The organism is Nocardia sp. NPDC101769 (assembly GCF_044766925.1).
Classification (GTDB): domain Bacteria; phylum Actinomycetota; class Actinomycetes; order Mycobacteriales; family Mycobacteriaceae; genus Nocardia.
On record NZ_JBIWMX010000019.1, the window covers coordinates 20,763 to 44,671 of the forward strand.

Sequence of the window (23,909 nt, forward strand, 5' to 3'; positions counted from 1 at the left end):
CAGAATTGACAGCGTGACCGACGCACAGCCGGGTTTTCAGTTCACCGCTCGCCTGAACACCTCCCCCGCCGACGATCGGCGGGGAGTGGTCCGGTTACATCCGGAGTCGCTGGCGCTGCTGGGTGTGAATCCATGGGACGTGATCTCGATCGCCGGCGGCAGGCAGACCTCGGCGTTGGTGGCGACACCGGCGAAAGGCAAACCCGTCGGGCGCGGCGAGGCGCTGCTCGACGAGGTGACGCTGTCGAACGCGCACATCTCGGCGGGCTCGAAGCTGACCATCGCGAAGGTGATTCCGCGCCGGGCCACCCGGATTTCGGTCACGGGCTCGCCGGACGTCATGCGTGCCATCGACGAGACCACACTGCGCCAAGCCCTGCAGGGCAAGGTGGTGTCGATCCAGGACGCCGTCTCGCTGCGCCCGATGGATCTGAAGCCCGGGACCAGCCGATCCGGTGTGGCCCAGCAGCTTTCGAGAGCCCTCAATATCGCCTGGACCTCGGAGCTGCTGCGGGTGACGGCGGTCGATCCCCTGCCAGGCCCGGTGGTCATCAGCACCAACAGCGCGGTGGCCTGGGGTTCGGGAATCGCGGAGACCGACCAGCCCAGGGCCCTGCTGGACGACTGCGATACCCGGTCCGACCTCCGGATCGGTGCCCCGGCGTCACGACCGGAATCGGCGGTCGCGATCGCCGATCTGGCCGGGGTCCAGGCTCAGGCCGCAAAGCTGACGGAGTGGCTGAGCCTGGCGCTGGACGAGCCGGAGCTGTTGAAGAAGCTCGGAGCCTCCTCGCATCTGGGCGTACTGATCACCGGCCCCGCGGGCGTCGGCAAGGCGACGCTGGCCCGGGCGGTGACCGGATCTCGGCGGCTGGTGGAGCTGGATGGCCCGGCGATCGGCGCGACCGAGGCCGGGCCCCGGCTGCGCGCGGTGTCCGACCGGGTGGCCGAAATCTGTTCCGGTGCGGGCGGAGTCCTGCTGATCACCGATATCGACGCCCTGTTGTCGGCGCAGGCGGAGCCGGTGGCCACACTGATCCTCGACCAGCTGCGCGGCGCCGTGGCGTGTGAAGCGGTCGCGGTGCTGGCCACCACGTCGAATGCGGCAGGTGTCGACCCGCGGCTGCGTGCGCCGGAGCTGTGCGACCGGGAGGTCTCCCTGCCACTACCCACATCCGGGGTGCGCACGGCGTTGCTGGAACAACTGTTGCGCAATGTGCCCATCGATGGCCTGAAACTGGAGGAGATCGCCTCGCGAACACCGGGATTCGTCGCGGCGGACCTGACGGCGCTGGTGCGCGAGGCCGCCCTGCGGGCGGCCGCGCGGGCCAGTCGCGAGCACGCGGACCCCGTGCTGGTGCAGGAGGATCTGGCCGGTGCGCTGGAGGTGATCCGCCCGCTGTCCCGGTCCGGGTCCGAGGAACTGACCATCGGCAGCCTGAGCCTGGACGACGTCGGCGACATGGTGGAGACCAAGCAGGCCCTCACCGAGGCGGTGCTGTGGCCGCTCAAGCATCCGGATTCGTTTCAGCGGCTCGGCATCGAGCCGCCGCGCGGGGTGCTGCTGTACGGGCCGCCGGGGTGCGGCAAGACCTTCCTGGTGCGGGCGCTGGCGGGATCGGGCCAGTTGAGTGTGCACGCTGTGAAGGGTGCGGAGCTGATGGACAAGTGGGTCGGCTCCTCGGAGCGGGCGGTGCGCGAGTTGTTCCAGCGCGCACGGGATTCCGCGCCGTCGCTGATCTTCCTGGACGAGGTGGACGCGCTGGCGCCGCGACGTGGGCAATCCAGCGATTCCGGCGTCTCGGATCGCGTCGTCGCCGCGCTGCTGACGGAACTGGAGGGGGTCGAGCCGCTGCGGGATGTGGTGGTGATCGGCGCGACCAATCGCCCGGAACTCATCGATCCGGCCCTGACCCGGCCCGGGCGGCTGGAGCGCCTGGTGTTCGTGCCGCCCCCGGATGCCGATGCCCGTGCCGAAATCCTGCGCACGGCAGCCAAATCCGTGCCGCTGGCCACGGATGTCAACCTGCGGCGGCTGGCTCGTGATCTGGACGGGTATTCGGCCGCCGACTGCTCGGCGCTGCTGCGCGAGGCCGCGCTGGCCGCCATGCGGCGCGATGTCGAGGCCGCCGAGGTCACTGCCGCGGATGTGACCGCGGCTCGCAAGGCCGTGCGGCCGTCGCTGGATCCGATCCAGGTCGAGGCCCTGCGGAATTACGCCGCCCAGCGCGAGTCGTCGACTCCGCCCGGAGACCCGTCCGGCTACGTCTGAGGCCTTTCCACCAGGCCATACAACACCGATTAGTCTGTTGCCGCCCCGGTTTCGCGGCGTGTCCGCCATGCGCGCCGGTCGTTCGCCGAATCTGTACAAAGTAGGCGAGTCGTACCAATCGGTACGCCTATGGCCGGTAATTTTGCGCTGGTGAGGTCGCATCAGGTAGCCGTCGAGACGATCACGGCGCTGGTCGCAGCAACGGTTGCCGGCCTGGCGCTGACCCTGCCCATCGACTTCGGCTGGACCTCGGAGACTTCAGCCATGCAGCGAGACCTGCTGGCCTACACCCTGCCCCGCGCCGTGGCGGCGGGCGCGCTCATCGCCATGATCGCGGCGGTACTCATCACCACGCTCGGCAGCCCCGTCGCGGCGTGGGCGACCACACTGGGCGGATTGCTGGTGCTGCTGGCAAATCATGTGTTCGGCCATGCGGGCGACCCGAATTCGTCGCTGTCCACCATGAACTTCACCGATTCCCTGGCCGGCGGCCTGATCCTGGGCGCGCTGGGGGCGGCGGTGCTGCACCGTCGGCTGCCCGCCTTCGGCTGGACCCTGGGCATTCTGATCAGCCTGCTGCTGGGTTCTGTCAATCCGGTGCTGCAGACCGGCGGCGGTATCGACCAGACGCGGAGCGATCACTGGCATGCCGGCGAAATACCGCCCATCTGGATGCTCGTGCTGGCGCTGATCCTGGTCGGCTTCGGGTTCCTGACCCATCGGAAGCTCGAGGTGCAGCAACGACTCTCGGCGGAACTGCCGCTGGCCCCCATCCTGGCGGGCGTGGTACTGGTGCTGGTGACGCTGGCCAGTGCGGAATGGCTGGCCCGGCACGGCGACAGCCATGCGGGCATCGGCCTCGCGGTGGCGACCGCGGTGGGGACCGCCATTGTCGCTGCCATGCTGTTGCCGGGCCGGGACGGCGAGATCGTGCTGCTGGCGGTGGGCCTGGGCGCGGTGGGTGCGGCGACCGTGGCGGCCGAGATGCCGGCCTGGTCGATCCCGGTGCTGGCGGCGGCGGCAGCCGTCGGCATGTGGGTGGGCAGCAGGCTCGGGGGACCCACGGTCTCCCTGGCCGCGGGCATGGCGCTCGGGGTGTTCACGGCGTTCACGGCCGATTCGACCCGGGCCTGGCTGATAGTGGGCAGTGCGGCGTTCGTGTCCTGGCTCATCGGTTTCGCCCTGCTGTCCACTCGGCCGCGCTATGTGCCGAGCCGGGTGCTGGGCACCCTGGTGCTGTTCGTCCCGTCGGCGGTGCTGGGCATGCGGGATTATGTGTCGCGCGGCCACTACGCCACGCAATCCGCCGGCAACGCATTGATGTGCGCGGTGAGCTCCACCAGCACCGCAGCCCCGGGCTGGACGTCGATGCTGGTGGCCGGGGGCTGTCTGGCCGGGATCTATCTGCTGCGGCGCAGTCGCCCGCGGACCCCGGCCGCGACCGACACCACGCCCGATTCGCCCGAATCTCCGAACGGCGCGGCAACCTCCGGCTGACGGCGCAGCGACCGGCGAACGGTCAGGCGCGCACGGCGGATTCGAGTGCGGGAGCCGCGGTCACGGCGTCGCCGAACCAGGTGCGGTAGAAGGCCGTCACATAACCGGCCAGCAGGCCGAGCACGACGATGCCCGCGGGCACCGGGTGTTCGGCGAAGCCGGTCGACAGGTACCGGTAGGACAGCAGCAGCCCGGCGAAGAGCGCGGCGCCGGCCGACACCAGCTGCACGCGGGTGCGGTCCCAGCCGCGTTCCGGTGCACGCAGGGCGGATTCGATGGTCAGGCACAGCACCGCGCCGGCCACCAGATCCGCGCCGTAGTGGTAGCCGAAGCCCAGGGTGGCCGACAGGGTGGCGAGGAGCCAGAAGGTCCCGCCCCAGCGCAGCCAGACCGGCGCGGGCGCGCCGGTGATGGGGTCGCGGCGGGAGTGGATGAAGATCGACAGCGCCCACGCGGTGTGCAGCGATGGCATGCAGTTGCGCGGGGTGTAGTGGTCGAAGCCGATGGAACCCGGCGAGAGATCCACCGGCGGCACGACATTCGGCCAGTAGCCGCCCAGGGAGAAGGCGTGGCCGTCCGCGCCGAACGCGAACATCGGCCCGACGACGGGGAATACGACGTAGAAGACGGGGCCGATCAGGCCGAGCACCAGGAAGGTGCGCACCAGGTAGTGCCTGGGCCAGTCCCCCGTCGCGACCACATTGCGCAGTTGCCAGATGGTCACGATCATCGCGCCGACGGGCAGTTCGATGTAGACCCAGTGCAGCACGGCGGAGGCGATGGGACCGGTCCAGTCCAGCAGCTGCCCCATCAGCCAGGAGGGGTCGCCGAGGGCATGGTCCACCAGCACGATGTGTTCATCGAGCACCCGGGGCCCGGCCAGCACGGTGATGCCCAGCCAGACGTCGGCGACCTTGCTGGACAGCACCAGCAGGATGCCGAGCGCGGCGGCGTGCAGCGCATTGGTGCGATCCTTGCCCTGCCACTTCCAGCACGCGAGCCCGATGATGGCGAGCAGCACGAGGACGGGGCCGTTGCCCATGGCCAGTGGTCCACCGGACAGCGTCCGAACCGCTTGGTACACAAGGTCGATGCCGAGCGCCGCGCCGACCGCCAGGAACCGCCGCCGCCAGCTCAGTCCGATGAGCGCGAGCCCGAGCCCGGCCCACGGCACGGTGAAGGATTTGGCATTACCGGCGAAGTCGTCCCAGATGCTTTCGAGCGGACCGGTGAAGTGGTGCTGCGAGGCCACGAGCTGCAGGACGATGAGCAGCACCGCCCCCACGGACAGCGCGGCCGTCAGGCCGGCGCGCGGCGACAGCATCCGCAACCCGGTTCGGCGTGCCTCGCCGCCGATTCGGAAGTGCGGATCGTCGAGCAGCATCCAGCCATAGTAAACGCCGCATGAACGCCAGCTCGGTGAGTAGTTGAACGCCGCCCATCTCATCGGATGAACAGGCCCCGGTCAGCGCGGCATCACACCTGGCCACGCGTACACCGTACGTATCCGGTCGTAATCGAAATCACAGGCGTGCAAGACGGTTCGGCGGTGCGGGAGTTCGTGGACCTCAGCACTCGAGTTCGTGGACCAGCGAGTCGACGACCGCGACCAGATCGCCATGCGCGGCCGCGGCCACCCGGCGCTGACGCTGATAGGACGCGCCCTTCTTCGGGATGTCGGCGACCATGGCGAGCTCGCTCTCACAGCCGAGGCTCTTGGCGGTCGGCTCCAGCCGATTGAGTAGTTCCATCAGGTCGTCGGTGACCAGTCGCTCATTGCTGTCGACGTCGGTGATGACGATGGCGTCGAGCCCGTATCGTGCTGCGCGCCACTTGTTTTCCTGCACATGCCAGGGCGGCAGGATGGCCGGCATGGTCTCGCCTGATTCCACCCGGCGGTCGAGATCCACCACCAGGCAGTGGATCAACGCCACGATGGCGGCCAGTTCGGCCTTGGTGGGGGTGCCGTCGCAGACGCGGACCTCGATGGTGCCCCACTTGGGCGCGGGCCGGATGTCCCAGTGCATGCCGCCGAGTTGTTCGATCACACCGGTTTTCATCTGGTCGTGCACGAAACCCTCGAACTGGTCCCAGTTCTCGAACTGGAAGGGCAGTCCGGCGGTGGGCAGCTGCTGGAACATGAGCGCCCGGTTGCTGGCGTATCCGGTGTCGACGCCGGCCCACATGGGCGAGGAGGCCGACAGCGCCAGCAGGTGCGGATAGGACCGCAGCAGCCCGTTGAGGATGGGGAAGACCTTGTCCGGGTGGGAGATTCCGACGTGTACGTGCACGCCCCAGATGAGCATCTGGCGGCCCCACCACTGGGTTCGTGCGATGAGTTCGTCGTAATGCGCACTGCGCGTGAGCTGTTGGGTGGACCACTGCGCGAAGGGATGGGTGCCGGCGCAGAACAGGTCGACACCGACCTGATCGGCGGCGCGGCGCACGGCGTCCTGGGTGGCGCGCAGTTCGTCGACCACCTCGCTCACGGTGTCGTGCTTGCCGGAGACGAGTTCGACGGTGTTCTTCAGCAGTTCCTTGGTGATCTGCGGGGTGCCGTCCCAGGCGCGCAGATCACCGCAGGCTTCGAAAACCGCTGCGGCGGTGTTGGACAGGTCGCGCGTGCGCTTGTCGACGAGCGCGACCTCCCACTCCACGCCGAGCGTGGGCCGGGGCGATGAGTTGAAGGGGACCTTCGTTCTGCCTGCCCCGGCCATGGCTCACCTCGAGAGGGTTCAGGCGACGACGCCGCAGGCGACCCGTGCACCCGCGTCGCCGGTCGCGAGGGTGTCCGCATCCGGTGCGGGCGCATACCGGGTGGGAATGTTGCCGAAGTTGTCGGCGCCGGCGTGGATGATCAGGGCCTTGCCCTTGACCTCGTCGAGGGTGAAGGCATCGGTGGTGGTGGTCAGCTTGGCGGTGCCGTCCTTGAGCACCTCGAGCGAGGTCAGGTCGCCGCTGGCCGGGTGGGTGTTCTGGTCGCCGACCTGCAGGTGGCCACCGGCGGAGAGGAAGTCGCCGGGCGCGCCGCCCGCCGGTGCGGTGGAGTTGGGCTCGCACTTGCCGACCTGGTGGACGTGCAGGCCGTGGAAGCCGGGCTTCAACCCGTGCGCCTCGACGACCAGCTCGAGGTGCCCGCCCTGGTTGGTGAAGGTGGCGGTACCGATGGACTGACCGTTCGAGTCCTTCAGGGTGGCCGAGACCGAGTCACGCGGCACGGCGGCTCCCAGACCGCTCGAGGTGCCGGCGGGGGCCTGCGAACTGGTGAACACCGGCGGGGTCGTCCCCTTGACGTCGCTCGACTCCTGGCTGTTGGAGCAGGCCGTGAGGCCGAGAGCGGCGACCGCGAGCACCGGAGCAACAGTCCACCAGGACGGGCGACGAGTTGTGGACGAGGCCATCGGGGAACTCCTTTACGAGTCCGAGTTTATCGGGAAAGCAGGGTGGACATAGTTCGTACCGGACAAGATGATGCCAGAGACGTGCGTGTGTCCCGTGAAGGGGCCGCGCGGTTTCTTTCGAGCGACCTGATGGCGCACTGCGAACAGCGATTCAGTGCCTTCTCGACAGCGATTCAGTTGCCCGTGACGATGACGATGACGCCGGTGGGCGAGTCCGAGATTCCGGGGAATCGGGGTTCGGCCGAGCAGCCCAGTTGCGCGGCGATGGCCTGGGCCAGTGCCTGCTCCTTGGGCGAATTGCCGTAGTACACGGTGGTTTTCGGAACGACACCGTTCGGATAGTTGCCCACCTCGGTGACGTTGTACCCGTCGGAGCTGAGCTGGTCGCCGGTCTTCTTGGCCAGGCCGGGCACGGTGCCATTGTTGTAAACCCGTACGGGAAGGGTCTTGTCGACGCCCGCGGCCGCGGTGGTGGTGGTGGTCGTGGACAGCGCCGTGGTGGTGGGCGCGACCGGCGAGGTGGTGGCCTGGGCCGAATTCTGCTGTGCCGCAGTGGTGGTGGTCGCGGCGGCGCTGGACTGCGAGGTCGAGTCGGCACTGCTGCTCGAGGAGTCCGAACTCGACAGCGACATCGCGCCCAGCCCCGCGAACACGATGGCCAGCGCGATCAGGACCATCGCCAGGGCCCGCAGCGGCGGGCCGCCGGCCGGCGAATTCGGGTTGCTCACAGCGTCGAGCCTAATGGGTGAAGGGGCGCCCGCGCGGGATCAAGCGCGTACGCACGCGGTGTTGGAAGCTGCTTCACGTTCCGGCCGTGGTTCACACCTGGAAACCGAGACGGCGTGCGGCCCTGGTCTTCTGACGGCTGGCGCGTAGCCGGCGCAGGCGCTTGACCAGCATGGGGTCGGCGGCCAGCGCCTCCGGCTTGTCGACGACCGCGTTCAGGACCTGGTAGTAGCGGGTGGGTGAGAGGTCGAACAGCTCACGGATGGCTTCCTCTTTCGCACCGGCGTACTTCCACCACTTGCGTTCGAAGTCGAGAATGTCGAGCTCGCGGCGGGAAAGCCCGTGTACGTCATCCTCGCTGGAAGGGCCGTCCTCGCTTGCGGGAATGTCGCGTGCCGCTGCGCTGTCCATAGTGCTCCCTCGCCGAGTGGTCACCAGACGAATATGGTGCTTGTGCGTCGCCGATCATTCAACCACGCGGCGGAGTCGTCCCGATGCGTACCAATCGGCGTGTTCTGACGAACCCCCCGGCGTGTCGCGCTCGTTCTGCCCCTCCGCTTCGCCCCGGGCGGGGTTCGCGACCCCGAGGTCTCGATTCTTCCCTCCTCCGCTTGGCTCCGGTATTCGCTCCGAGCGCGGCGAGGCGGAGCGCAGTTCAGAATCGAGCGCTCCGCCTGCCCGCGCTCGGCCGCGAACCTGCGGGCGGGTGTCCAGGGGGCGATCTCTTGGAAAAAGCAGCCCAGTAGGCTGCTCAGCATGGCTATTCTCCCGATTCGCATTGTCGGCGACCCGGTTCTGCACCGCGCGACCACCCCGGTCACGCAGGCCCCGGAGGAGCTGGCCGAGCTGATCGCGGACATGTACGAGACCATGGACGCCGCCAATGGCGTGGGCCTGGCCGCCAACCAGGTCATCATCAAGGACGAGAACGAGGTCTCGCCCCGTATCTTCGTCTACGACTGCCCGGACGACACCGACGGCGCGAAGATGGTCCGCCGCCGCGGCTGCGTCGTGAATCCCGTACTGCAGACCTCCGAGATCCCGGAGTCCATGCCGGATCCCGATGATGACGAGGAGGGCTGCCTGTCGGTTCCCGGCGAGCAGTTCCCCACCGGCCGCGCCGAGTGGGCGAAGGTCACCGGCACCGACGAGCACGGCGAACCGGTCGAGATCGAGGGCCGCGGCTTCTTCGCCCGCATGCTGCAGCACGAGACCGGGCACCTGGACGGCTTCCTCTACGTCGACGTGCTGATCGGGCGCAATGCCCGGGCCGCCAAGAAGTCCATCAAGCGAAACGGCTGGGGCAAACCGGGTTTGAGCTGGGTGCCGGGCACCGTGCCGGATCCCTTCGGACACGACGACGACGATCTCGACGACTGATCGGGCATGACCGATTCCGAACTCCCGCCGATCGGTAAGCGGGTGGTGGTTCGCTACCGCCTGCCCGCGGGCTATCCACAACCGCTGACAGATGTGATCGGTGAACTCACCGAGACCGATCCGCTGACCGTGCGCACCGCCGACGGCCAGGTGGTCTCCATCGCGTGGGATCGGGTGGTGGCCTGGAAACCGCTCGGGCCCAGGCCCATTCGGACCAGCGAGATCCGCAGCCTGGAGGCGGCCGCGGCCGACGGCTGGCCGGGCCTGCGGCGGTCCTGGATCGGCGGCTGGCTGCTGCGCGCCGGGGACGGGTACACCAATCGCGCGAATTCCGCAGTGCCGCTGGGCGGTACGGACGGACCCGCCCTGATGGACACCGAAACCCTGCATCGGATCGGTGAGTGGTACGCCGCGCACGGTCTGCCCGCACAGTTCCAGCTGCCCGACCGGCTGGCCACCGCGCCCGCGGACTGGCACAGCTGGAACGAAACCCAGGTGCTGGCCGTCGATATCGAGACCATGGCGTTGCCGTCCGGACCGCCGATGGTGCGTTTCACCCCGGATCCGGACGGGGCCTGGCTGTCCATGCACCGGCATCGCGGCGGGGACGCCGAACTCGGGTCGACCCCGGTGGTGGAGGTGCTGACGGCGGTGCGCGACGGTCAGGTCGCCTTCGCCACGCTGGGTTTGCAGTCGCCGCTGGCCATCGGCCGGGTCGCGGTTACCACGGCCCCGGACGGCCGCTGCTGGGCGGGGCTGACCTGCGTCGCGGTGGCGACCGGGCATCGGCGGCACGGGCTGGGCGCGCTGGTGTGCGCGGAGATGATCCGCTGGGGGCAGTCGCACGGGGCCACGCACGCGTACGTGCAGGTGTCGGACGAGAATGAGGCGGCCCTGGCGCTGTACCACGAGATGGGGTTCGTCGAACACCACCGCTACCGGTACGCCGCGCCCTGATTGCGCGCCCCTCGCTTTCGCAAGACACTAGTTCTGAAAGGTTCACCACTCGTGCGCATCGCTACCTGGAACGTGAATTCGATTCGTACCCGCCAGGATCGGGTGCTGGCGTGGCTGGACCGCGCCGATATCGACGTGCTGGCCATGCAGGAAACCAAGTGCAAGGACGAGCAGTTCCCGTTCGAGGCCTTCGAGGCGGCCGGGTACGAGGTCGCGCACGTCGGCTACAGCCAGTGGAACGGCGTGGCCATCGCCTCCCGGGTCGGGATCGAGGATGTCGAGATCGGCTTCCCGGATCAGCCCGGGTTCGACAAGGACGCCGGGGAATCGCTGCTCAGCGCGCCGGTGGTGGAGGCCCGCGCGATCGGCGCGACCTGCGGCGGGGTGCGGGTGTGGAGCCTGTACGTGCCCAATGGGCGCGCCCTGGACGATCCGCACTACACCTACAAGCTGGAATGGCTTGCCGCCCTGCGCAGTGCGGGCAGCAAGTGGCTGTCGGAGGATCCGGACGCGCGGATCGCGCTGGTGGGTGACTGGAATATCGCACCGACCGATCTGGATGTCTGGTCGCCGGAGTTCTTCGAGGGCAAGACCCACGTGTCCGAGCGGGAACGCGACGCCTTCGACGCCTTCGGCGAGGCGGGCTTCAGCGACGTGATGCGGCCCTTCCACCCCGGCCCCGGTGTCTACACCTACTGGGACTACACGCAGCTGCGCTTCCCCCGGAAAGAGGGCATGCGCATCGATTTCATCCTCGGCTCCCCCGCCCTGTCGGCCCGGGTCACCGAGGCGAACGTGGACCGCGAGGAGCGAAAGGGCAAGGGCGCCAGCGATCATGCGCCCGTGGTGGCCGAGCTCGCCGACTAGACGGACCGGGTCTTGATGGCGTCGTGGGAGATGAAGACGTCGTAGCTGCCCGCGGCGGCGATGACCGCGTTGCCGTAGGCCGAGCGCACGAAAGGCTTTGTGTACCAGGACTGATTCTTCATGTCCTGGAAGAAGTCGGCGTCGCTGCCATTGAGGAAGATCTGGTTCTGCTTGGTGGCGATGCCGTCCAGCCGCTGGCCGTAGAGCCGGGTCACCTTGTACCCGGAGTTGAAGCCGAGCGCGTTCACCCACGGTTCGAGTTCCACGATATTGGCCTGCAGCACCCACAGGTCGCCCTCGACCTGATAGGTCTTGTGCTGGTCGCCGTGGTCCTTGTCACCGTAGAGGGTCAGATCCACGTTCATCATGTGTTCCTGCCCTGCAACGGGTTTGACCTCGATGTGCGCCGCCTTCACCTCCCCGGTGAGCCCGAGGAAGGTCTGCAGCAGCGTGGTGATCCACAGGATCACGACCGCGACGAGCACCAGCCCGGCCGCACCCGCGCCCCGGCCGGCCAGCACCCGCCACCCGACCTTGCGCGCTTTGAGAGCGGCGGTGACGAGCAATCCGATCGCCGCGATGCCGAGGACCAGCAGCAGCATCTGGATCCAGCCGAAGGTAACCGGGAAGACCATGCCGTAGTTGTACCCGCTGGGAACGACACCTCACGGCGCCGTCACACATCGAATGTGCGTGTCACGTCGGCGAGTCGCGCCTCGCCGACAAGACACACAGGAGCTCGTTCGGGTCCGGGTTGATCGGGGCGTCTGCGGGCTGATCCACCGGGCCGTCGAGCAGCTTTCCGCGCACGGTGCACCACTCGGGTTCGGTGAAGCGGGGCACCGCGTTCCGGGACCGTCCGGCGACGGCCCGGGCGGGCGATACGGACCAAGGGTGCGGCGAGATAGCCACTCCCGAGCTACGCCACCGGTACCACTCCGTTCACCCGTACCGGACGGTAGTGCGATCTGGGGATGGAGCGGCCCAGATCCGCACCAATGGCACGAATCGAGACTGCTCGCGGCACGGACTCTCACAGTTATCCCCAAAGTAGCTACACGTTCGAATATCTCATGCAGAATGCCGGACAGAACCGGCCCCGGCCGGTGGCGGACCTCGGAGGGGCGAGATGAACAATCCGACAGGCTCGAGTGCGCACCAGGTACTCGACGAGATCCTCACGCGCTACGGCAGCCTCGACGCTTTCATCGCCCACCTACACGCGGTGCTGGACGCACCACCGACCATCGTGCTCCCCATCCCCGTGGTCGCTCCCGCCGCGGGCGGACGGCACCGTCTTCGAGACCCCGCCGACCGGGGACCCTCGAGCCGGGTGGCGTGAAGCAAACCGGCCCCGCACCGAACAGGTGCGGGGCCGGGGGATGCGGGTGGGTCAGAAAGCGGCCTCGTCCAGCTTCATGATGTCGTTGTCGATGTTCTCGACGACCGAACGCACGCCGCTGATGAGGGGCAGCTTGTTCTTGGCGAACCAGGAGGCGACGCCGACCTTGCCGGTGTAGAAGGCCTTGTCCTTCTCGGCGGCGCCGCCGTCGAGGGCCGTCTGGGCGATGGCGGCCTGCTCCAGCAGTCGCCAGGAGATGACGAGATCGCCCACGGCGTACAGGAATCGGACCGAGCCCAGGCCGACCTTGTAGATCTCGTCGATCTGCTGCTGCGCCGCCATCAGGTAACCGGTCAGGGTGGCCGCCATGGCCTGCACATCGGCCAGCGCCGCGCCGAGCAGCCCGCGCTCGATCTTGAACTGGTCCGGGCCGCCGTCGATGAACTTCTGCATCAGGCCCGCGACGTGCGCGAGCGCCACGCCCTTGTCGCGAATGATCTTGCGGAAGAAGAAGTCCTGCGCCTGGATGGCGGTGGTGCCCTCGTACAGCGAGTCGATCTTGCAGTCGCGGATGTACTGCTCGATCGGGTAGTCCTGCAGGTAGCCGGAACCACCCAGGGTCTGCAGCGATTCGGTCAGGCTCTCGTACGCCCGATCCGAGCCGCAGCCCTTGACGATCGGCAGCAGCAGGTCGTTGACCTTCTCCGCCAGCTGGGCGTCCACCCCGTAATTGGCCTGCGCCACATCGGCGTTCTGGTACGAGGCGCAGTACATGTACAGCCCTCGCAGACCCTCGGCGTACGCCTTCTGCGTGACCAGCGAACGACGCACATCCGGGTGGTGGGTGATGGTGACGCGCGGCGCGCTCTTGTCGGCCATCTGGGTCAGATCCGCGCCCTGCACGCGCTGCTTGGCGTACTCCAGGGCGTTCAGGTACCCGGTGGACAGCGCGCCGGTGGCCTTGGTGCCCACCATCATTCGCGCGTTCTCGATGACTTTGAACATCTGCGCGATGCCATTGTGCTTGTCACCGACCAGGTAGCCGACGGCCGGAATGTCGCCGCCGAAGGTGATCTCACAGGTGGGCGAGGACTTGATGCCCATCTTGTGCTCGACGCCGGTGACCAGCGCGCCGTTCTTGGCGCCGAGTTCCATGGTCTCGGTGTCGAACAGGAAGCGCGGCACCACGAACAGCGACAGGCCCTTGGTGCCCGGGCCGGCGCCCTCGGGGCGGGCCAGCACCAGGTGGAAGATGTTGTCGGCGGTGTCGCCCACGTCGCCGCCGGAGATGAAGCGCTTCACGCCCTCGATGTGCCAGCTGCCGTCGGCCTGCTGGATCGCCTTGGTGCGGCCCATGCCGACATCGGAGCCAGCGTCCGGCTCGGTGAGCACCATGGTGCCGCCCCAGCGGTTCTCCCACGCGTGGGTGGCCCACTTCCGCTGCTGCTCGGTGCCCTCGTCGAAGAGCACCTTGTGCATGAGCGGACCCATGTTGAAGAAGGAGGCCGAGTTGTTCGCGGCGACCAGCATTTCCTGAATGCCCCAGATGAGGGCATTGGGGGCGGGCACGCCGCCCATCTCCTCGGCCATACCCAGACCCGAGTACCCGGCCTCGTTGACCGCGGCCACGGTCTTCTTCAGCGATTCCGGCACGATGATGGTGTGCTGGTCCGGAATGAACTCGACCGGGTTGCGATCGGCGTCGACGAACGATTCTGCGATCGGCCCCTCCGCCAGGCGCTTCGCCTCGGCGAGCATCTCCCGCGCGGTGTCGGCGTCCAGGTCGCCGTAGGCGCCCTGGTCCAGCAGTTCCCCGATACCCAGTACTTCGAACAAGTTGAACTCGATGTCTCGTAGGTTCGCCTTGTAATGGGACACGGAAGGGCCTCCTCGGCTGAGTCTGAACTGGTCGAGCGATGTCGGAAGATCTGATCGAGCATCTCGAAGATCAAGGCGAGGTTGCCGTACGCCCGTCCTGTTACGCAAGCGTAGGTACGCCTCTTTACTCGGAAAGCCCCATCCGACCGGGAAGAATCCCGAAAAGTTAACCCCGCCGTTATGCGCTGGACCGGGACGCCGCGGCCGTACAGTTCCTTGGCCTGCTGCGAAGTGACGGTGACGGGATTCACGGGAACCCGGGATCGCATGTGCACCTCGAGCAGACGGCCGGCCATGCGGCCGATGAACTGCTCGGCCGGCTCCAGCTTCGAGCGGTCGTTCTTCAGGGCGGCCATGGCCGTGCGGACCGCGGGCGGGTAGGCGGCGTCGAGCGGGCCCGGCCGGCGGAAACCGCCGGTCTCGCGCATCCACCCGTGGGATGTGGCGATGGCCGCCGGGGCCACCAGACGACTGCCGCCGCTGGTCGCGGCCCGGGCGGCCGGGCCGCGGCGGACGACGTCAGGGGTTCATCTCGTAGACCCCGGCCAGGGCCTCGACCTGCGCCGATACGTGATCGAAGCGGGCGGGGTCGGCGATCGGGCGGCGGACCAGATCCAGGGCGCGGACCTGTTGGGCCCTGGTCGCGGTCGGCTTGGTGTGCAGGGTCAGGGCGTGCTTGGAGAACTCGCGCACGAACAGGTCGAAGAGTTGGTCTAGTACCGACTCGTCGGCACCGGCGATCTCGGCCTGCTCGAGGATGAGCTGGGCGTACGGGAGCGTGGTGAACAGCTCGCCGAGGGCGAAGAGGAAGTCGACGTCCTGCTGCTGCTCCGCGGTCGGAGTGGCGGCCGCGAGCAAGGTCTGGAAGGCGAGGGCCTGTTCCAGGAAGACCGCGACATTCGGGATGTGGGCGAACTTCTCGAAGACCGGTCGCCAGTCGGTGAAGCGGATCTTGCCGAGGCCGCTGCTCGGGCCCTGACGGAAGAGGAATTCGTCGTCGGCGGCGTCGCGGCGGGTGGGCACGGGAGCGTGTGCGGCCCGGGCGAATTCGCTCTTCAGCGCGGGCACGGCCTTGGCGGCAGGGCCGCTGGCACGACGGCTGGTCCAGCTCAGCGCCCCGGACACCGCGCGCACCACGCTCTTGGGCGCGACGCCCGCGCCCGGCAGGTAGCGCAGCGCGGCCAGTCCGGCATCGGCGGGATGGAACATGAAGTTGGGCATGAACTTCAGCGACAGGGCCATGTTCACATGGACGGTGCCCTCGAGCCGCGGCAAGCCGAACATGCCGACCATGGCCATCGGGAAGTACATGTCGTTCTCGAAGCCGCGCGCCGCGATCACGTCGGCGAGATCCTCGTACAGCCGCTGGCCGTGCCGGGTGACCGACATCTTCTCGATGGCGTTGAAAAGCAGGTAGCGCCGGTCGTTCTCATTGGCGGAGCGCATGTAGTCGATGGCCCGCTCGCTGTAGAGCTTCATGCCGATCAGGCGGGCGTAGCTGTCCGCCAACAGCGACTTCACCTGCGGGAACTCGGTCACCCGGTGCCCGAACAGGATTCGGTTGTACGCGTGGCCGACCGCCTCGAACATGGCGTGCTCACACGCGCCGACCGCGCCGAAGCCGAGATTGAACTTGCCGACATTGACCGTGTTCATGGCGGCGTCGAAGGCCGCCCGCCCGGTGTGCAGGATGTCGGATTCGGCGACCGGGTACTTGTCGAGATCGAAAGCGGCGACGTACATCTGGGAGTCGACGACGTTCTTGCGCAGCTTGTAGTTCTTGTGCCTGGAGTCGGCGGCGAAGAACAGGTAGCCCGAGTACTCCTCGTCGGTCATCTTCCGCAGGAAATCCGAGGAGTCGATGATCGGCTTGTCGGCGCGGCGGCCGAAGACCGACACCATGCCCGCGAGATTGCCGTTGCCGATGTAGTGCTTGCCGCCGGTAGCGGTGTAGCCGCCGCGCGGGTCCGGTTCCAGCACCATGTCGGTGGAGTAGATGTCGGCGCCGTGTTCCTTCTCGGAGAGGCCGAAGGCGAAGATCTCGCCGGATTCCAGCAGCGCGGCGGCGCGGGCCTTGGCCTCGGCATTGGCGCTCTGCCAGATCGGGCCGAGGCCGAGGATGGTGACTTGCCAGACGTACCAGTACTGCATGCCGTAGAAGCCGAGGATCTTGCTCATCATGGCGATGCGCGCGGTGTCCCAGCGCTTGTTCGGGTCGCCGCCGGCCTGTGCGGCCGGGGTCAGGAAGGTCGCGAAGACCCGTTCGCGCTTGATGAAGTCCAGGAAGTCCGCGTACCAGACCCGGTCCCGGCTCTCGGCCAGCAGCCGGATCTTGCCGAAGGTCTCGAAGTAGTCGACGGTGGCGCGCAGCAGTCGTCGGGTCTCGGCGTCGAATTCGGTGAATTCGCAGGTTTTCGGGTTGAACAGGGTCTGGCTCATGGGGCTTCGCCTCCTCCGGCCGGGGGCGTCCTCGGCTCCTCCGGGTTGTTTCCTTCGTGAATGTAGCATTTTTGTGCAGTACTGTAGGAAACGATCTTGTTACCGGCTCGGACCAGCGGGTCCCCACCCCGCGCGCACTGCTATCGTCGGTGCGCATGGGCACCGATTCGGCGATACGACCACGCCAGCGCGCGCGGCATCTGGGTCCCGAACGGCGTCGCCCGCAGGTCCTCGACACCGCCCTCGAGATCGCCGTCGCCGACGGCATCGCGGCGGTGACCATCGCCGCCGTGGCCGACCGCATGAAGGTCACCCGCCCGGTCGTCTACGCCTGCTTCGCCGATCGGGTCGAGCTCCTCGAAGCGCTCATCCGCCGCGAGGAGGACTACCTGGTGCAGGGCGTGCTGGACACGCTGCCGCGCCGACGGGTCGAAGCCGACGAGGCGGTCTTCGTGGAAGGCTTCCGCGCCCTGCTGCACACGGTGTCCCAGCGGCCCGACACCTGGCGCCTGCTGTACGGCAATCCCGATCCGGCCGTGGCGGATTCGTTCGGCAAGGGCCGGCTACTGGCCGTGGAGCGCTGCACCCGGCGATTGCGCCCGACCTTGAAGGCCTGGGGCACCGCGCACGCCGAACGCAAACTGCCGGCCCTGGTCGAGCTGTGGGTCTCGGCCGGTGAGGGCGCGGTGCGCACGTTGCTCACCGATCCGGGCGAGTGGACCCCCGACACACTGGGCGAGTTCGTCGGCGCGGCGGTGTATCGAGCCCTGCGCCACGCCTGAGAATCCGGGGTCCTGCCGTTATCCGATGGCTACGATGGGAAAGGGACCATCGGTCAGCGGGAGGCCGCCATGACGTTCTATCGGCAGGTTGGTTCGGTGCCGCCCAAGCGGCACACGCAGCATCGGGATGAGCGGGGCTCGCTCTATTACGAAGAGCTGATGGGCGAAGAGGGCTTCTCGGGCGATTCCTCGCTGCTCTATCACCGGGGATTGCCTCCGGCCATTGTGGATTCGTCGGTGTGGATACTGCCCGAGCAGCGGCTGTACCCGAATCATCCACTGCGGCACCGGCATCTGAAGCTGCACGAACTGTTCCTGGGCGACAAGCCGGGCGACAGCGATGTGGTGACCGGGCGGCGGCTGCTGCTGGGCAATGCCGATGTGCGCATCTCCTATGTGGCGGCGCTGCGGGACTCGGCCCTGTACCGCAATGCCGTCGGCGATGAACTCGTCTATATCGAATCCGGTTCGGGGCGGGTGGAAACCGTGTTCGGGGCCCTGCCGGTGCGGCAGGGGCATCAGGTGCTGCTGCCGCGCGCCACCACGCATCGCTGGATTCCCGACGGCCCGGAACCCTTGCGCGCCTACGTCATCGAGGGTGCCGGCCACATCGCCCCACCCAAGCGATATCTCTCGAAATACGGCCAGTTCCTGGAGAACTCGCCCTACTGCGAGCGGGATCTGCACGGGCCCACCGAACCGGTACAGATCGACGGCGAGAACGTGGAAGTGCTGGTCAAGCACCGCCCCGCCGGTGAGATCGTCGGCACCAGCATGGTGTACGCCACCCACCCCTTCGATGTGGTGGGCTGGGACGGCTGCCTGTATCCGTTCACCTTCGATATCGCCGACTTCGAACCGATCACCGGCCGCGTGCATCAGCCGCCGCCCGTACATCAGGCCTTCGAGGGGCAGAACTTCGTGATCTGTAATTTCGTGCCGCGCAAGGTGGACTACCACCCGCTGTCGATACCGGTCCCCTACTACCACTCGAATGTGGACTCCGACGAGATCCTCTTCTACTGCGGCGGAAACTACGAGGCGCGCAAGGGATCCGGGATCGGGCAGGGCTCGGTGTCGGTGCATCCGGGCGGGTACGCGCACGGGCCGCAGCCGGGGGCCTACGAGCGCAGCATCGGCATCGATTTCTTCGACGAGCTGGCGGTCATGGTGGACACCTTCCACCCGTTGCAGCTGGGCGAGGGCGCGCTGGCGTGCGAGGACGCGCGGTATGCCTGGACCTGGTCGGGGCGAGGGCCGTCCGAGTGGATCTGAGTCCGAGTGAGGCAACGGTGCAGGGGTTGGTGACATGGGATCGGGCGGTGGGGAAATGAGCAGCCGGGTGCGTATCGAGGTGCCTCCGAGTTCCGGATTCGGACCGGCGCATCTGCCGTACTGCGTGTTCCGCCCGCTGGGCGGGGACCCGCGGGTGGGGGCGCGGCTGGGCGATTCGATCATCGATCTGGCGGTGGCGCTGGATGATCCGATGTTCGCGCAGCCCAGTCTGAACGCCTTCATGACCCAGGGCCGGCAGTGCTGGCGGGAGGTACGCGAGCGGGTGCGCGCGGTGGCCGACGCGGAACTGCCTGCGGCGGCGGTGCATTCGGTGCGGGCGGTGCGGCTGGACCTGCCGATGGAGATCGGCGACTACGTCGACTTCTACGCCAGCCTCGATCACGCCACCGCCATGGGCCGGATGCTGCGGCCGGCCGGTGAACCGCTGCTGCCGAATTGGCGGCACCTGCCGGTGGGGTATCACGGGCGCGCGGGCACCGTGGTGGTGTCGGGCACGGAGGTCGTCCGGCCGCATGGACAGCGCCGGACCGATTCCGGCACACCGGATTTCGGTCCGAGTCGCCGCCTCGATATCGAGGCCGAACTGGGCTTCGTGGTGGGTGCGGGCTCGCGGCTCGGTACGCCCATCGGGACCGGCGAGTTCGCCGAGCACGTATTCGGGGTGGCGCTGGTGAACGACTGGTCGGCCCGGGATATCCAGGCCTGGGAGGGGCAACCGCTGGGCCCGTTCCTCGGCAAGTCGTTCGCGACCAGCCTGTCGGCGTTCGTGACGCCGCTCGACGCGCTGGCCGCCGCGCGGATTCCGCTGCCGCCGCAGCATCCGGAGCCGCTGCCGTATCTGCGGGACGACACGTCCTGGGGACTGGACATCACGCTGACCGTCGAGTGGAACGGTCAGGTGATCTCCACTCCCCCGTTCCGGCGCATGTACTGGTCGGCGGCGCAGATGCTCGCGCATCTGACGGTCAACGGCGCGTCGACCCGCACCGGCGACCTGTTCGCCTCCGGCACCATCTCGGGGGCCGAGCGCGCCGAGCGCGGGTCGCTGATGGAAATGAGCTGGGGCGGTACCGAACCGATCGAGTTGAACGGGGTCCAGCGGACCTTCCTGCAGGACGGCGACGAGGTGGTCATCACGGCCACCGCACCCGCCATCGGGGGCGGTCACCTGGAGCTGGGTGAGGTGCGAGGGCGCATTACGAAAGCCGAGTGATAGCCAATTCGCATGGCCATGAATATCATCACTGACCCTACCGACCGGTAGGTCAGGAACGTTACCGTTCCGAACGTCTGAAGACTTCGGAGGGTGGCGTCCATGTTGACCAGTTCTGCCCGGTTCGCCATGGCGCGCCCGCGCGCGGTCCTGGCGGCCGCGCTCCTTTTGATGCTCATTTGCGGTGGCTTCGGAGCCACCGTGAAATCCCACATGGTCGGCGGTGGTTATCTCACCGACTCGCTGGAGTCGGTGCGCGCCAATGACTTCATCACGAAGAACTTCCCTGGCGGCAATCCCAACCTCATCGTCATGGTCAGCGGTGACGGGGGCGTCAACAGCCCGCAGGTGCGCGGCGAGGCGCAACGCGTCACCGACGAGCTGAGCCAGGACCCGACGGTGACCGGCGTGCAGTCGTATTGGACCAGCCTCACCGCCCGGCCCGACCTGGCCGCCGCGCTGAAGAGCAAGGACGGGCAGCGCGGGCTCATCATGGCCACGGTCACCGGCACCGACACCGAGGTGCAGAACCGGGCCGCCGAGCTGTCGAACCAGCTCAATGGGGACAACGACGGCGTGCGTGTCCGGGTCGGCGGCATGGCGGGTTCCTTCGCCGATATCAATCACCAGGTGGAGAAGGACCTGCTGCTGGCCGAGGCCATCGCGGTGCCGGTGTCGGCGCTGCTGCTGGTGCTGGTGTTCGGCAGCGTGGTCGCGGCGTTGCTGCCGGTCGGCGTGGGACTGTTCGCGATCGCCGCGACGCTGGGCATTCTGCGCGGGCTGACCACGGTCATGGATGTCTCCATCTTCGCGCTGAACATGACCAGCGCGCTGGGGCTGGCCCTGGCCATCGACTACAGCCTGTTCATTGTCAGCCGGTATCGCGAGGAGCTGGCCAATGGCCGCGATACCCGGGCAGCGATTCTGTGTTCCATGCAGACCGCGGGCCGCACCGTCGTGTTCTCCGGCTTGACCGTCGCGCTGGCCCTGGCCGCGCTGGCGGTGTTCCCGCAGCCGTTCTTCAAGTCCTTCGCCTACGCCGGTGTCGCGGTCGTCGCCGCGGCCGTGGGCGCGTCGATGCTTTTGCTGCCCGCCGCGCTGGTACTGCTCGGAGATCGGGTGAACGCCTGGGATCTGCGGAAACCGGTGCGCCGTCTGCTGGGTCGCGGCGAGCCCGCACCCAAGCCGGTCGAGACCACCTTCTGGTACCGGCTGGTGACCGTGGTCATGCGGCGAGCGCTACCGGTCGCCGTGATCGCGGCGGCCGTGTTGCTGGCGCTCGGATCCCCGTTCCTGAAGGCGCATTTCGGCACCCCGGACGATCGGGTGATCGGCACCTTCGCGTCCAGCCGTCAGGTGGGCGACGCGCTGCGGCAGGACTTCGATGCCGACATGGCCTCCAGCGCGGTGATCGTGTTGCCCGGATTCCACGGCAGCGCAGCGGAAATCGGCACGTACGCGAAGAGCCTGTCGGAGGTGCCGGGCGTCGCGGCGGTGCTGTCCAGCGAGGGCGTCTACCTGGCGCCAACGCCTGCTGTGGGCGTCGGGCCGATCGGCAAGCGGGTGGCGGCCGGTATCCCGCAGATGGTCGGCCCGAACGGGACCTACCTTTCGGTCGGCACCAAGGTCGCGCCCTACTCCGCCGCGGGTAAACAGCAGCTCGCGGCACTTCGGGCGGTTCCGGCTCCCGGCGAGGTGCTGTTCGGTGGCGCGGCCGCCCTGAACAAGGACACCATGGACTCGGTCATCAGCCGAATCCCCTTGGCGGCCGCGCTCATCGCCGTCATCACCCTGATCCTGCTGTTCCTGTTCACCGGCAGCGTGGTGCTCCCGGTGAAGGCGCTGCTGCTGAACATGCTGTCGCTGACCGCCACCTTCGGCGCCATGATCTGGGTCTTCGCGCAGGGCCACCTGTCCGGACTGCTGGGGTTCACCTCGACCGGCAGCATCGACCTGTTCATGCCGATCCTCATGTTCTGTCTGGCCTTCGGCATGTCGATGGACTACGAGGTCTTCCTGCTGTCCCGGATTCGCGAGGAATGGCTGGCCTCCGATCGCGGCCGGGCGGCCAATACCCGCTCGGTGGCCCTCGGGGTGGCCCGCACCGGCCGGATCTTCACCGCCGCCGCGGGTTTGATGGCGGTGGTGCTGCTGGCCGTGGCCACCTCCGAGGTCGCACCCATGAAGTTGTTCGGCATCGGCCTGGCGCTGGCGGTGGTCTCCGACGCCACCATCATTCGCGGGCTGCTGGCCCCGGCCCTCATGCGCCTGATGTCCACCGCCAACTGGTGGGCTCCGAAACCGCTTGCGGCACTGCACAAGCGGATCGGACTGGAGGAGGAGTCGGCCGAGGCGGTAGCCGAGGGCGACCACACCGGCGGCGAGCACGCCGAGACCGAGACCCATGCTGTCGGCGAGGGCGACCGGGTGGGCGCCGTCTCCGGCATCTGAGGCCATGACGGAGCCGATCACCGCGGCGCCGACTGCGGCATCGAATTCCCGTGCGGCGGAGTTCGATCCGGCGCCCATTTCGACCCGCCCACCCGCGCGATCGAGCGCCGGGCCGGAGGTTCGCTCAGCGGGCGGCGGCCCGGCCCGCGTCGACCACCGCCACGAAGTGGTTCAGATCGGCGACGAGGGTGTCCACGGAATCCGGTGCGCCGCCGTCGTCGTGGTGGTGCAGCCAGTCGGCGACGAGTTCGAACATGCCGCCGATGGTGGCGAGGGCCAGGGCCGGCAGGCGCGGGTCTTCGCGCGGATCGGCTTGCAGCCATTGGTGTTTCAGGAATTCCGCGGACCAGCGGCGGTTGGAGCGGCGCATGGCTTCGACGGTGGGTGAGATGCCGCCGGCTTCGCCGAAGGTGACCCTGGCCAGGCGGGGGTCGTCGGCGATGGCGTGGACGAAGGCGGCCAGTACGGCGGCGCGACGGGTGGGACAGTCCGCGTCGGCGGTTTCGGCGGCCACCTCGGCCACCCGTTGCCGGATGTCCGTGGTGATCTGTTCCAGCAGGGCGGTGTAGCAGGCTTCCTTGCTGTCGAAGTGGTCGTAGAAGCCCTTGGTGCCGACGTAGGCGTGCTGACAGATCTGTTCGATGGAAGTGCCCGAATAGCTTTGCCGGGCAAAGAGTTCGGTGGCGGCGGTGAGCAGCTGACGGCGGCGCTGGACGCTGCGCTCGTCGGCGTCGAGGCCGCGGATGCGACGCCGCACGGGGGTCCGGTCGGTCGGCGCGGCAGATTTGCTGCGGGACATGCCTAGACGATAGCCAAGCTCATTTCAGAAAGACATCTTGTTGATAAGCTGGCGGTGCTCACCGTGCTGCCGGTGCACGTGCGGTCGTGGCAGCTGCTGTACCGCACCACCGACCTGTTCGGGCAGCCGACGGTCGCGGCCACAACCGTGGCGATTCCGCAGGGGGCCAACACTTCTCACAGTCGGCCGCTGGTCTCGCACCAGTTCCGTGGGTACCGCCTCGCTGCGCAACACGTACCCGAAGTTCGCCGAGACCACCGAGAAGTACCTGACACCGGAAGGCCGCGAGGTCATGGATCGCACCGCGAACCAGTGCCTGGCACGCACCGTGCTGAACCTGATGTTCACCGACTACCAGCGCATGCCGACCATCCCGATCGCCGACTACCCGGCGCTGCCGGAGATCAAGGAGGTCTTCGATTCGACTGTGCTGGGCGGCAATCCGCCGACCGCGCCCACCATGGTCTATCAGGGCGTCTACGACGAGGCGGTGCCGTGGTACACCAACGACCGCATGGTTCAGCGATGGTGCGACGGGGGCGCGTCGGTCTACTAGCTGGGCAGCCTCGACGCCCTCGCCACCCAGACCGAGATCGAGCTGAACGCCGC

20 protein-coding genes and 1 pseudogene are annotated in these 23,909 nt (G+C 68.0%); 11 read left to right on the forward strand and 10 right to left on the reverse strand.

Annotation, left to right across the window (positions count from 1 at the left end):
• The first annotated feature begins 13 nt into the window (after positions 1–13).
• Positions 14–2,272, forward strand: a complete 2,259-nt coding sequence (locus tag ACIRRA_RS26820; protein ID WP_402773399.1) for an AAA family ATPase — start codon at positions 14–16, stop codon at positions 2,270–2,272.
• Between the two features lie 150 nt (positions 2,273–2,422).
• Positions 2,423–3,769, forward strand: coding sequence for a hypothetical protein (locus ACIRRA_RS26825; RefSeq protein WP_402773402.1), 1,347 nt, complete (start codon positions 2,423–2,425; stop codon positions 3,767–3,769).
• A gap of 22 nt (positions 3,770–3,791) precedes the next feature.
• Here ACIRRA_RS26825 and ACIRRA_RS26830 read toward each other — a convergent pair whose 3' ends face one another.
• The 5 genes from ACIRRA_RS26830 to ACIRRA_RS26850 form a co-directional block, all read right to left on the reverse strand.
• Positions 3,792–5,153: a DUF5933 domain-containing protein gene (locus ACIRRA_RS26830; RefSeq protein ID WP_402773404.1), complete on the reverse strand. Its 1,362-nt coding sequence runs from the start codon at positions 5,151–5,153 to the stop codon at positions 3,792–3,794.
• Between the two features lie 184 nt (positions 5,154–5,337).
• Positions 5,338–6,486: a glutamate--cysteine ligase gene (locus ACIRRA_RS26835; protein ID WP_402773406.1), complete on the reverse strand. Its 1,149-nt coding sequence runs from the start codon at positions 6,484–6,486 to the stop codon at positions 5,338–5,340.
• Positions 6,487–6,504: 18 nt separating this feature from the next.
• The gene (gene sodC / locus ACIRRA_RS26840; protein WP_402773409.1) at positions 6,505–7,170 is read right to left on the reverse strand and encodes a superoxide dismutase[Cu-Zn]; all 666 of its coding nucleotides are present in this window, start codon (positions 7,168–7,170) and stop codon (positions 6,505–6,507) included.
• A gap of 173 nt (positions 7,171–7,343) precedes the next feature.
• Complete coding sequence (locus tag ACIRRA_RS26845; protein WP_402773410.1) at positions 7,344–7,898, reverse strand: LytR C-terminal domain-containing protein; 555 nt, start codon at positions 7,896–7,898, stop codon at positions 7,344–7,346.
• A 91-nt stretch (positions 7,899–7,989) separates the two neighbouring features.
• On the reverse strand, positions 7,990–8,307 hold the full coding sequence (locus ACIRRA_RS26850; protein WP_402773413.1) for a DUF3263 domain-containing protein: 318 nt from the start codon (positions 8,305–8,307) through the stop codon (positions 7,990–7,992).
• Between the two features lie 345 nt (positions 8,308–8,652).
• Between ACIRRA_RS26850 and ACIRRA_RS26855 the strand changes: the two genes are divergently transcribed.
• From ACIRRA_RS26855 to ACIRRA_RS26865, 3 genes are read left to right on the forward strand one after another with little or no spacing between them, the layout of a single operon-like run.
• A complete protein-coding gene (locus ACIRRA_RS26855; RefSeq protein ID WP_402773416.1) occupies positions 8,653–9,276 on the forward strand; it encodes a peptide deformylase in 624 nt (207 codons plus the stop codon).
• A gap of 6 nt (positions 9,277–9,282) precedes the next feature.
• Positions 9,283–10,233: a GNAT family N-acetyltransferase gene (locus ACIRRA_RS26860; RefSeq protein WP_402773419.1), complete on the forward strand. Its 951-nt coding sequence runs from the start codon at positions 9,283–9,285 to the stop codon at positions 10,231–10,233.
• A 51-nt stretch (positions 10,234–10,284) separates the two neighbouring features.
• Positions 10,285–11,100 carry an exodeoxyribonuclease III gene (locus tag ACIRRA_RS26865; RefSeq protein WP_402773422.1) on the forward strand — a complete coding sequence of 272 codons (816 nt, stop codon included), beginning with the start codon at positions 10,285–10,287 and terminating at the stop codon, positions 11,098–11,100.
• Here ACIRRA_RS26865 and ACIRRA_RS26870 read toward each other — a convergent pair.
• On the reverse strand, positions 11,097–11,735 hold the full coding sequence (locus ACIRRA_RS26870; RefSeq protein WP_402773425.1) for a hypothetical protein: 639 nt from the start codon (positions 11,733–11,735) through the stop codon (positions 11,097–11,099). The genes ACIRRA_RS26865 and ACIRRA_RS26870 overlap by 4 nt on opposite strands.
• 494 nt (positions 11,736–12,229) lie before the next feature.
• Here ACIRRA_RS26870 and ACIRRA_RS26875 point away from each other — a divergent pair, with 494 nt between their 5' ends.
• Positions 12,230–12,442: a hypothetical protein gene (locus tag ACIRRA_RS26875; protein ID WP_402773428.1), complete on the forward strand. Its 213-nt coding sequence runs from the start codon at positions 12,230–12,232 to the stop codon at positions 12,440–12,442.
• A gap of 51 nt (positions 12,443–12,493) precedes the next feature.
• On the opposite strand, the gene ACIRRA_RS26880 is transcribed toward ACIRRA_RS26875, so the two are convergent.
• From ACIRRA_RS26880 to ACIRRA_RS26890, 3 genes and pseudogenes are all read right to left on the reverse strand, one after another.
• A complete protein-coding gene (locus ACIRRA_RS26880) occupies positions 12,494–14,320 on the reverse strand; it encodes an acyl-CoA dehydrogenase (protein WP_402773430.1) in 1,827 nt (608 codons plus the stop codon).
• Positions 14,321–14,684: 364 nt separating this feature from the next.
• Positions 14,685–14,793: pseudogene (locus ACIRRA_RS26885) on the reverse strand (DUF2236 domain-containing protein); the annotation flags it as partial.
• Between the two features lie 46 nt (positions 14,794–14,839).
• The gene (locus tag ACIRRA_RS26890; protein ID WP_402773433.1) at positions 14,840–16,759 is read right to left on the reverse strand and encodes an acyl-CoA dehydrogenase family protein; all 1,920 of its coding nucleotides are present in this window, start codon (positions 16,757–16,759) and stop codon (positions 14,840–14,842) included.
• 155 nt (positions 16,760–16,914) lie between these two features.
• On the opposite strand from ACIRRA_RS26890, the gene ACIRRA_RS26895 reads away from it, so the two are divergent.
• From ACIRRA_RS26895 to ACIRRA_RS26910, 4 genes are all read left to right on the forward strand, one after another.
• Entirely contained in the window at positions 16,915–17,541 is a 627-nt protein-coding gene (locus ACIRRA_RS26895) for a TetR family transcriptional regulator (protein ID WP_357004859.1), read from the forward strand.
• Between the two features lie 69 nt (positions 17,542–17,610).
• Positions 17,611–18,816 carry a homogentisate 1,2-dioxygenase gene (locus ACIRRA_RS26900; RefSeq protein WP_402773436.1) on the forward strand — a complete coding sequence of 402 codons (1,206 nt, stop codon included), beginning with the start codon at positions 17,611–17,613 and terminating at the stop codon, positions 18,814–18,816.
• A 55-nt stretch (positions 18,817–18,871) separates the two neighbouring features.
• Positions 18,872–20,050 (forward strand): fumarylacetoacetase, encoded by a 1,179-nt coding sequence (gene fahA / locus ACIRRA_RS26905; RefSeq protein ID WP_402773439.1) that lies wholly within the window; start codon positions 18,872–18,874, stop codon positions 20,048–20,050.
• Positions 20,051–20,152: 102 nt separating this feature from the next.
• Positions 20,153–22,501, forward strand: a complete 2,349-nt coding sequence (locus tag ACIRRA_RS26910) for an MMPL family transporter (RefSeq protein ID WP_402773441.1) — start codon at positions 20,153–20,155, stop codon at positions 22,499–22,501.
• A 124-nt stretch (positions 22,502–22,625) separates the two neighbouring features.
• On the opposite strand, the gene ACIRRA_RS26915 is transcribed toward ACIRRA_RS26910, so the two are convergent.
• Positions 22,626–23,300 carry a TetR/AcrR family transcriptional regulator gene (locus ACIRRA_RS26915; protein ID WP_402773444.1) on the reverse strand — a complete coding sequence of 225 codons (675 nt, stop codon included), beginning with the start codon at positions 23,298–23,300 and terminating at the stop codon, positions 22,626–22,628.
• A 208-nt stretch (positions 23,301–23,508) separates the two neighbouring features.
• Here ACIRRA_RS26915 and ACIRRA_RS26920 point away from each other — a divergent pair, with 208 nt between their 5' ends.
• Positions 23,509–23,856 carry a lipase family protein gene (locus ACIRRA_RS26920; protein WP_402773446.1) on the forward strand — a complete coding sequence of 116 codons (348 nt, stop codon included), beginning with the start codon at positions 23,509–23,511 and terminating at the stop codon, positions 23,854–23,856.
• Positions 23,857–23,909: the final 53 nt, after the last annotated feature.

Excerpts from the sequence above, each read along its gene's own strand:
- ACIRRA_RS26830 (WP_402773404.1), bottom strand. The coding sequence starts at position 5,153 with ATGCTGCTCGACGATCCGCACTTCCGAATCGGCGGCGAGGCACGCCGA.
- ACIRRA_RS26835 (WP_402773406.1), bottom strand. The coding sequence starts at position 6,486 with ATGGCCGGGGCAGGCAGAACGAAGGTCCCCTTCAACTCATCGCCCCGG.
- sodC (WP_402773409.1), bottom strand. The coding sequence starts at position 7,170 with ATGGCCTCGTCCACAACTCGTCGCCCGTCCTGGTGGACTGTTGCTCCG.
- ACIRRA_RS26850 (WP_402773413.1), bottom strand. The coding sequence starts at position 8,307 with ATGGACAGCGCAGCGGCACGCGACATTCCCGCAAGCGAGGACGGCCCT.
- ACIRRA_RS26855 (WP_402773416.1), top strand. The coding sequence starts at position 8,653 with ATGGCTATTCTCCCGATTCGCATTGTCGGCGACCCGGTTCTGCACCGC.
- ACIRRA_RS26860 (WP_402773419.1), top strand. The coding sequence starts at position 9,283 with ATGACCGATTCCGAACTCCCGCCGATCGGTAAGCGGGTGGTGGTTCGC.
- ACIRRA_RS26870 (WP_402773425.1), bottom strand. The coding sequence starts at position 11,735 with ATGGTCTTCCCGGTTACCTTCGGCTGGATCCAGATGCTGCTGCTGGTC.
- ACIRRA_RS26875 (WP_402773428.1), top strand. The coding sequence starts at position 12,230 with ATGAACAATCCGACAGGCTCGAGTGCGCACCAGGTACTCGACGAGATC.
- ACIRRA_RS26890 (WP_402773433.1), bottom strand. The coding sequence starts at position 16,759 with ATGAGCCAGACCCTGTTCAACCCGAAAACCTGCGAATTCACCGAATTC.
- ACIRRA_RS26895 (WP_357004859.1), top strand. The coding sequence starts at position 16,915 with ATGGGCACCGATTCGGCGATACGACCACGCCAGCGCGCGCGGCATCTG.
- ACIRRA_RS26900 (WP_402773436.1), top strand. The coding sequence starts at position 17,611 with ATGACGTTCTATCGGCAGGTTGGTTCGGTGCCGCCCAAGCGGCACACG.
- fahA (WP_402773439.1), top strand. The coding sequence starts at position 18,872 with ATGAGCAGCCGGGTGCGTATCGAGGTGCCTCCGAGTTCCGGATTCGGA.
- ACIRRA_RS26910 (WP_402773441.1), top strand. The coding sequence starts at position 20,153 with ATGTTGACCAGTTCTGCCCGGTTCGCCATGGCGCGCCCGCGCGCGGTC.
- ACIRRA_RS26915 (WP_402773444.1), bottom strand. The coding sequence starts at position 23,300 with ATGTCCCGCAGCAAATCTGCCGCGCCGACCGACCGGACCCCCGTGCGG.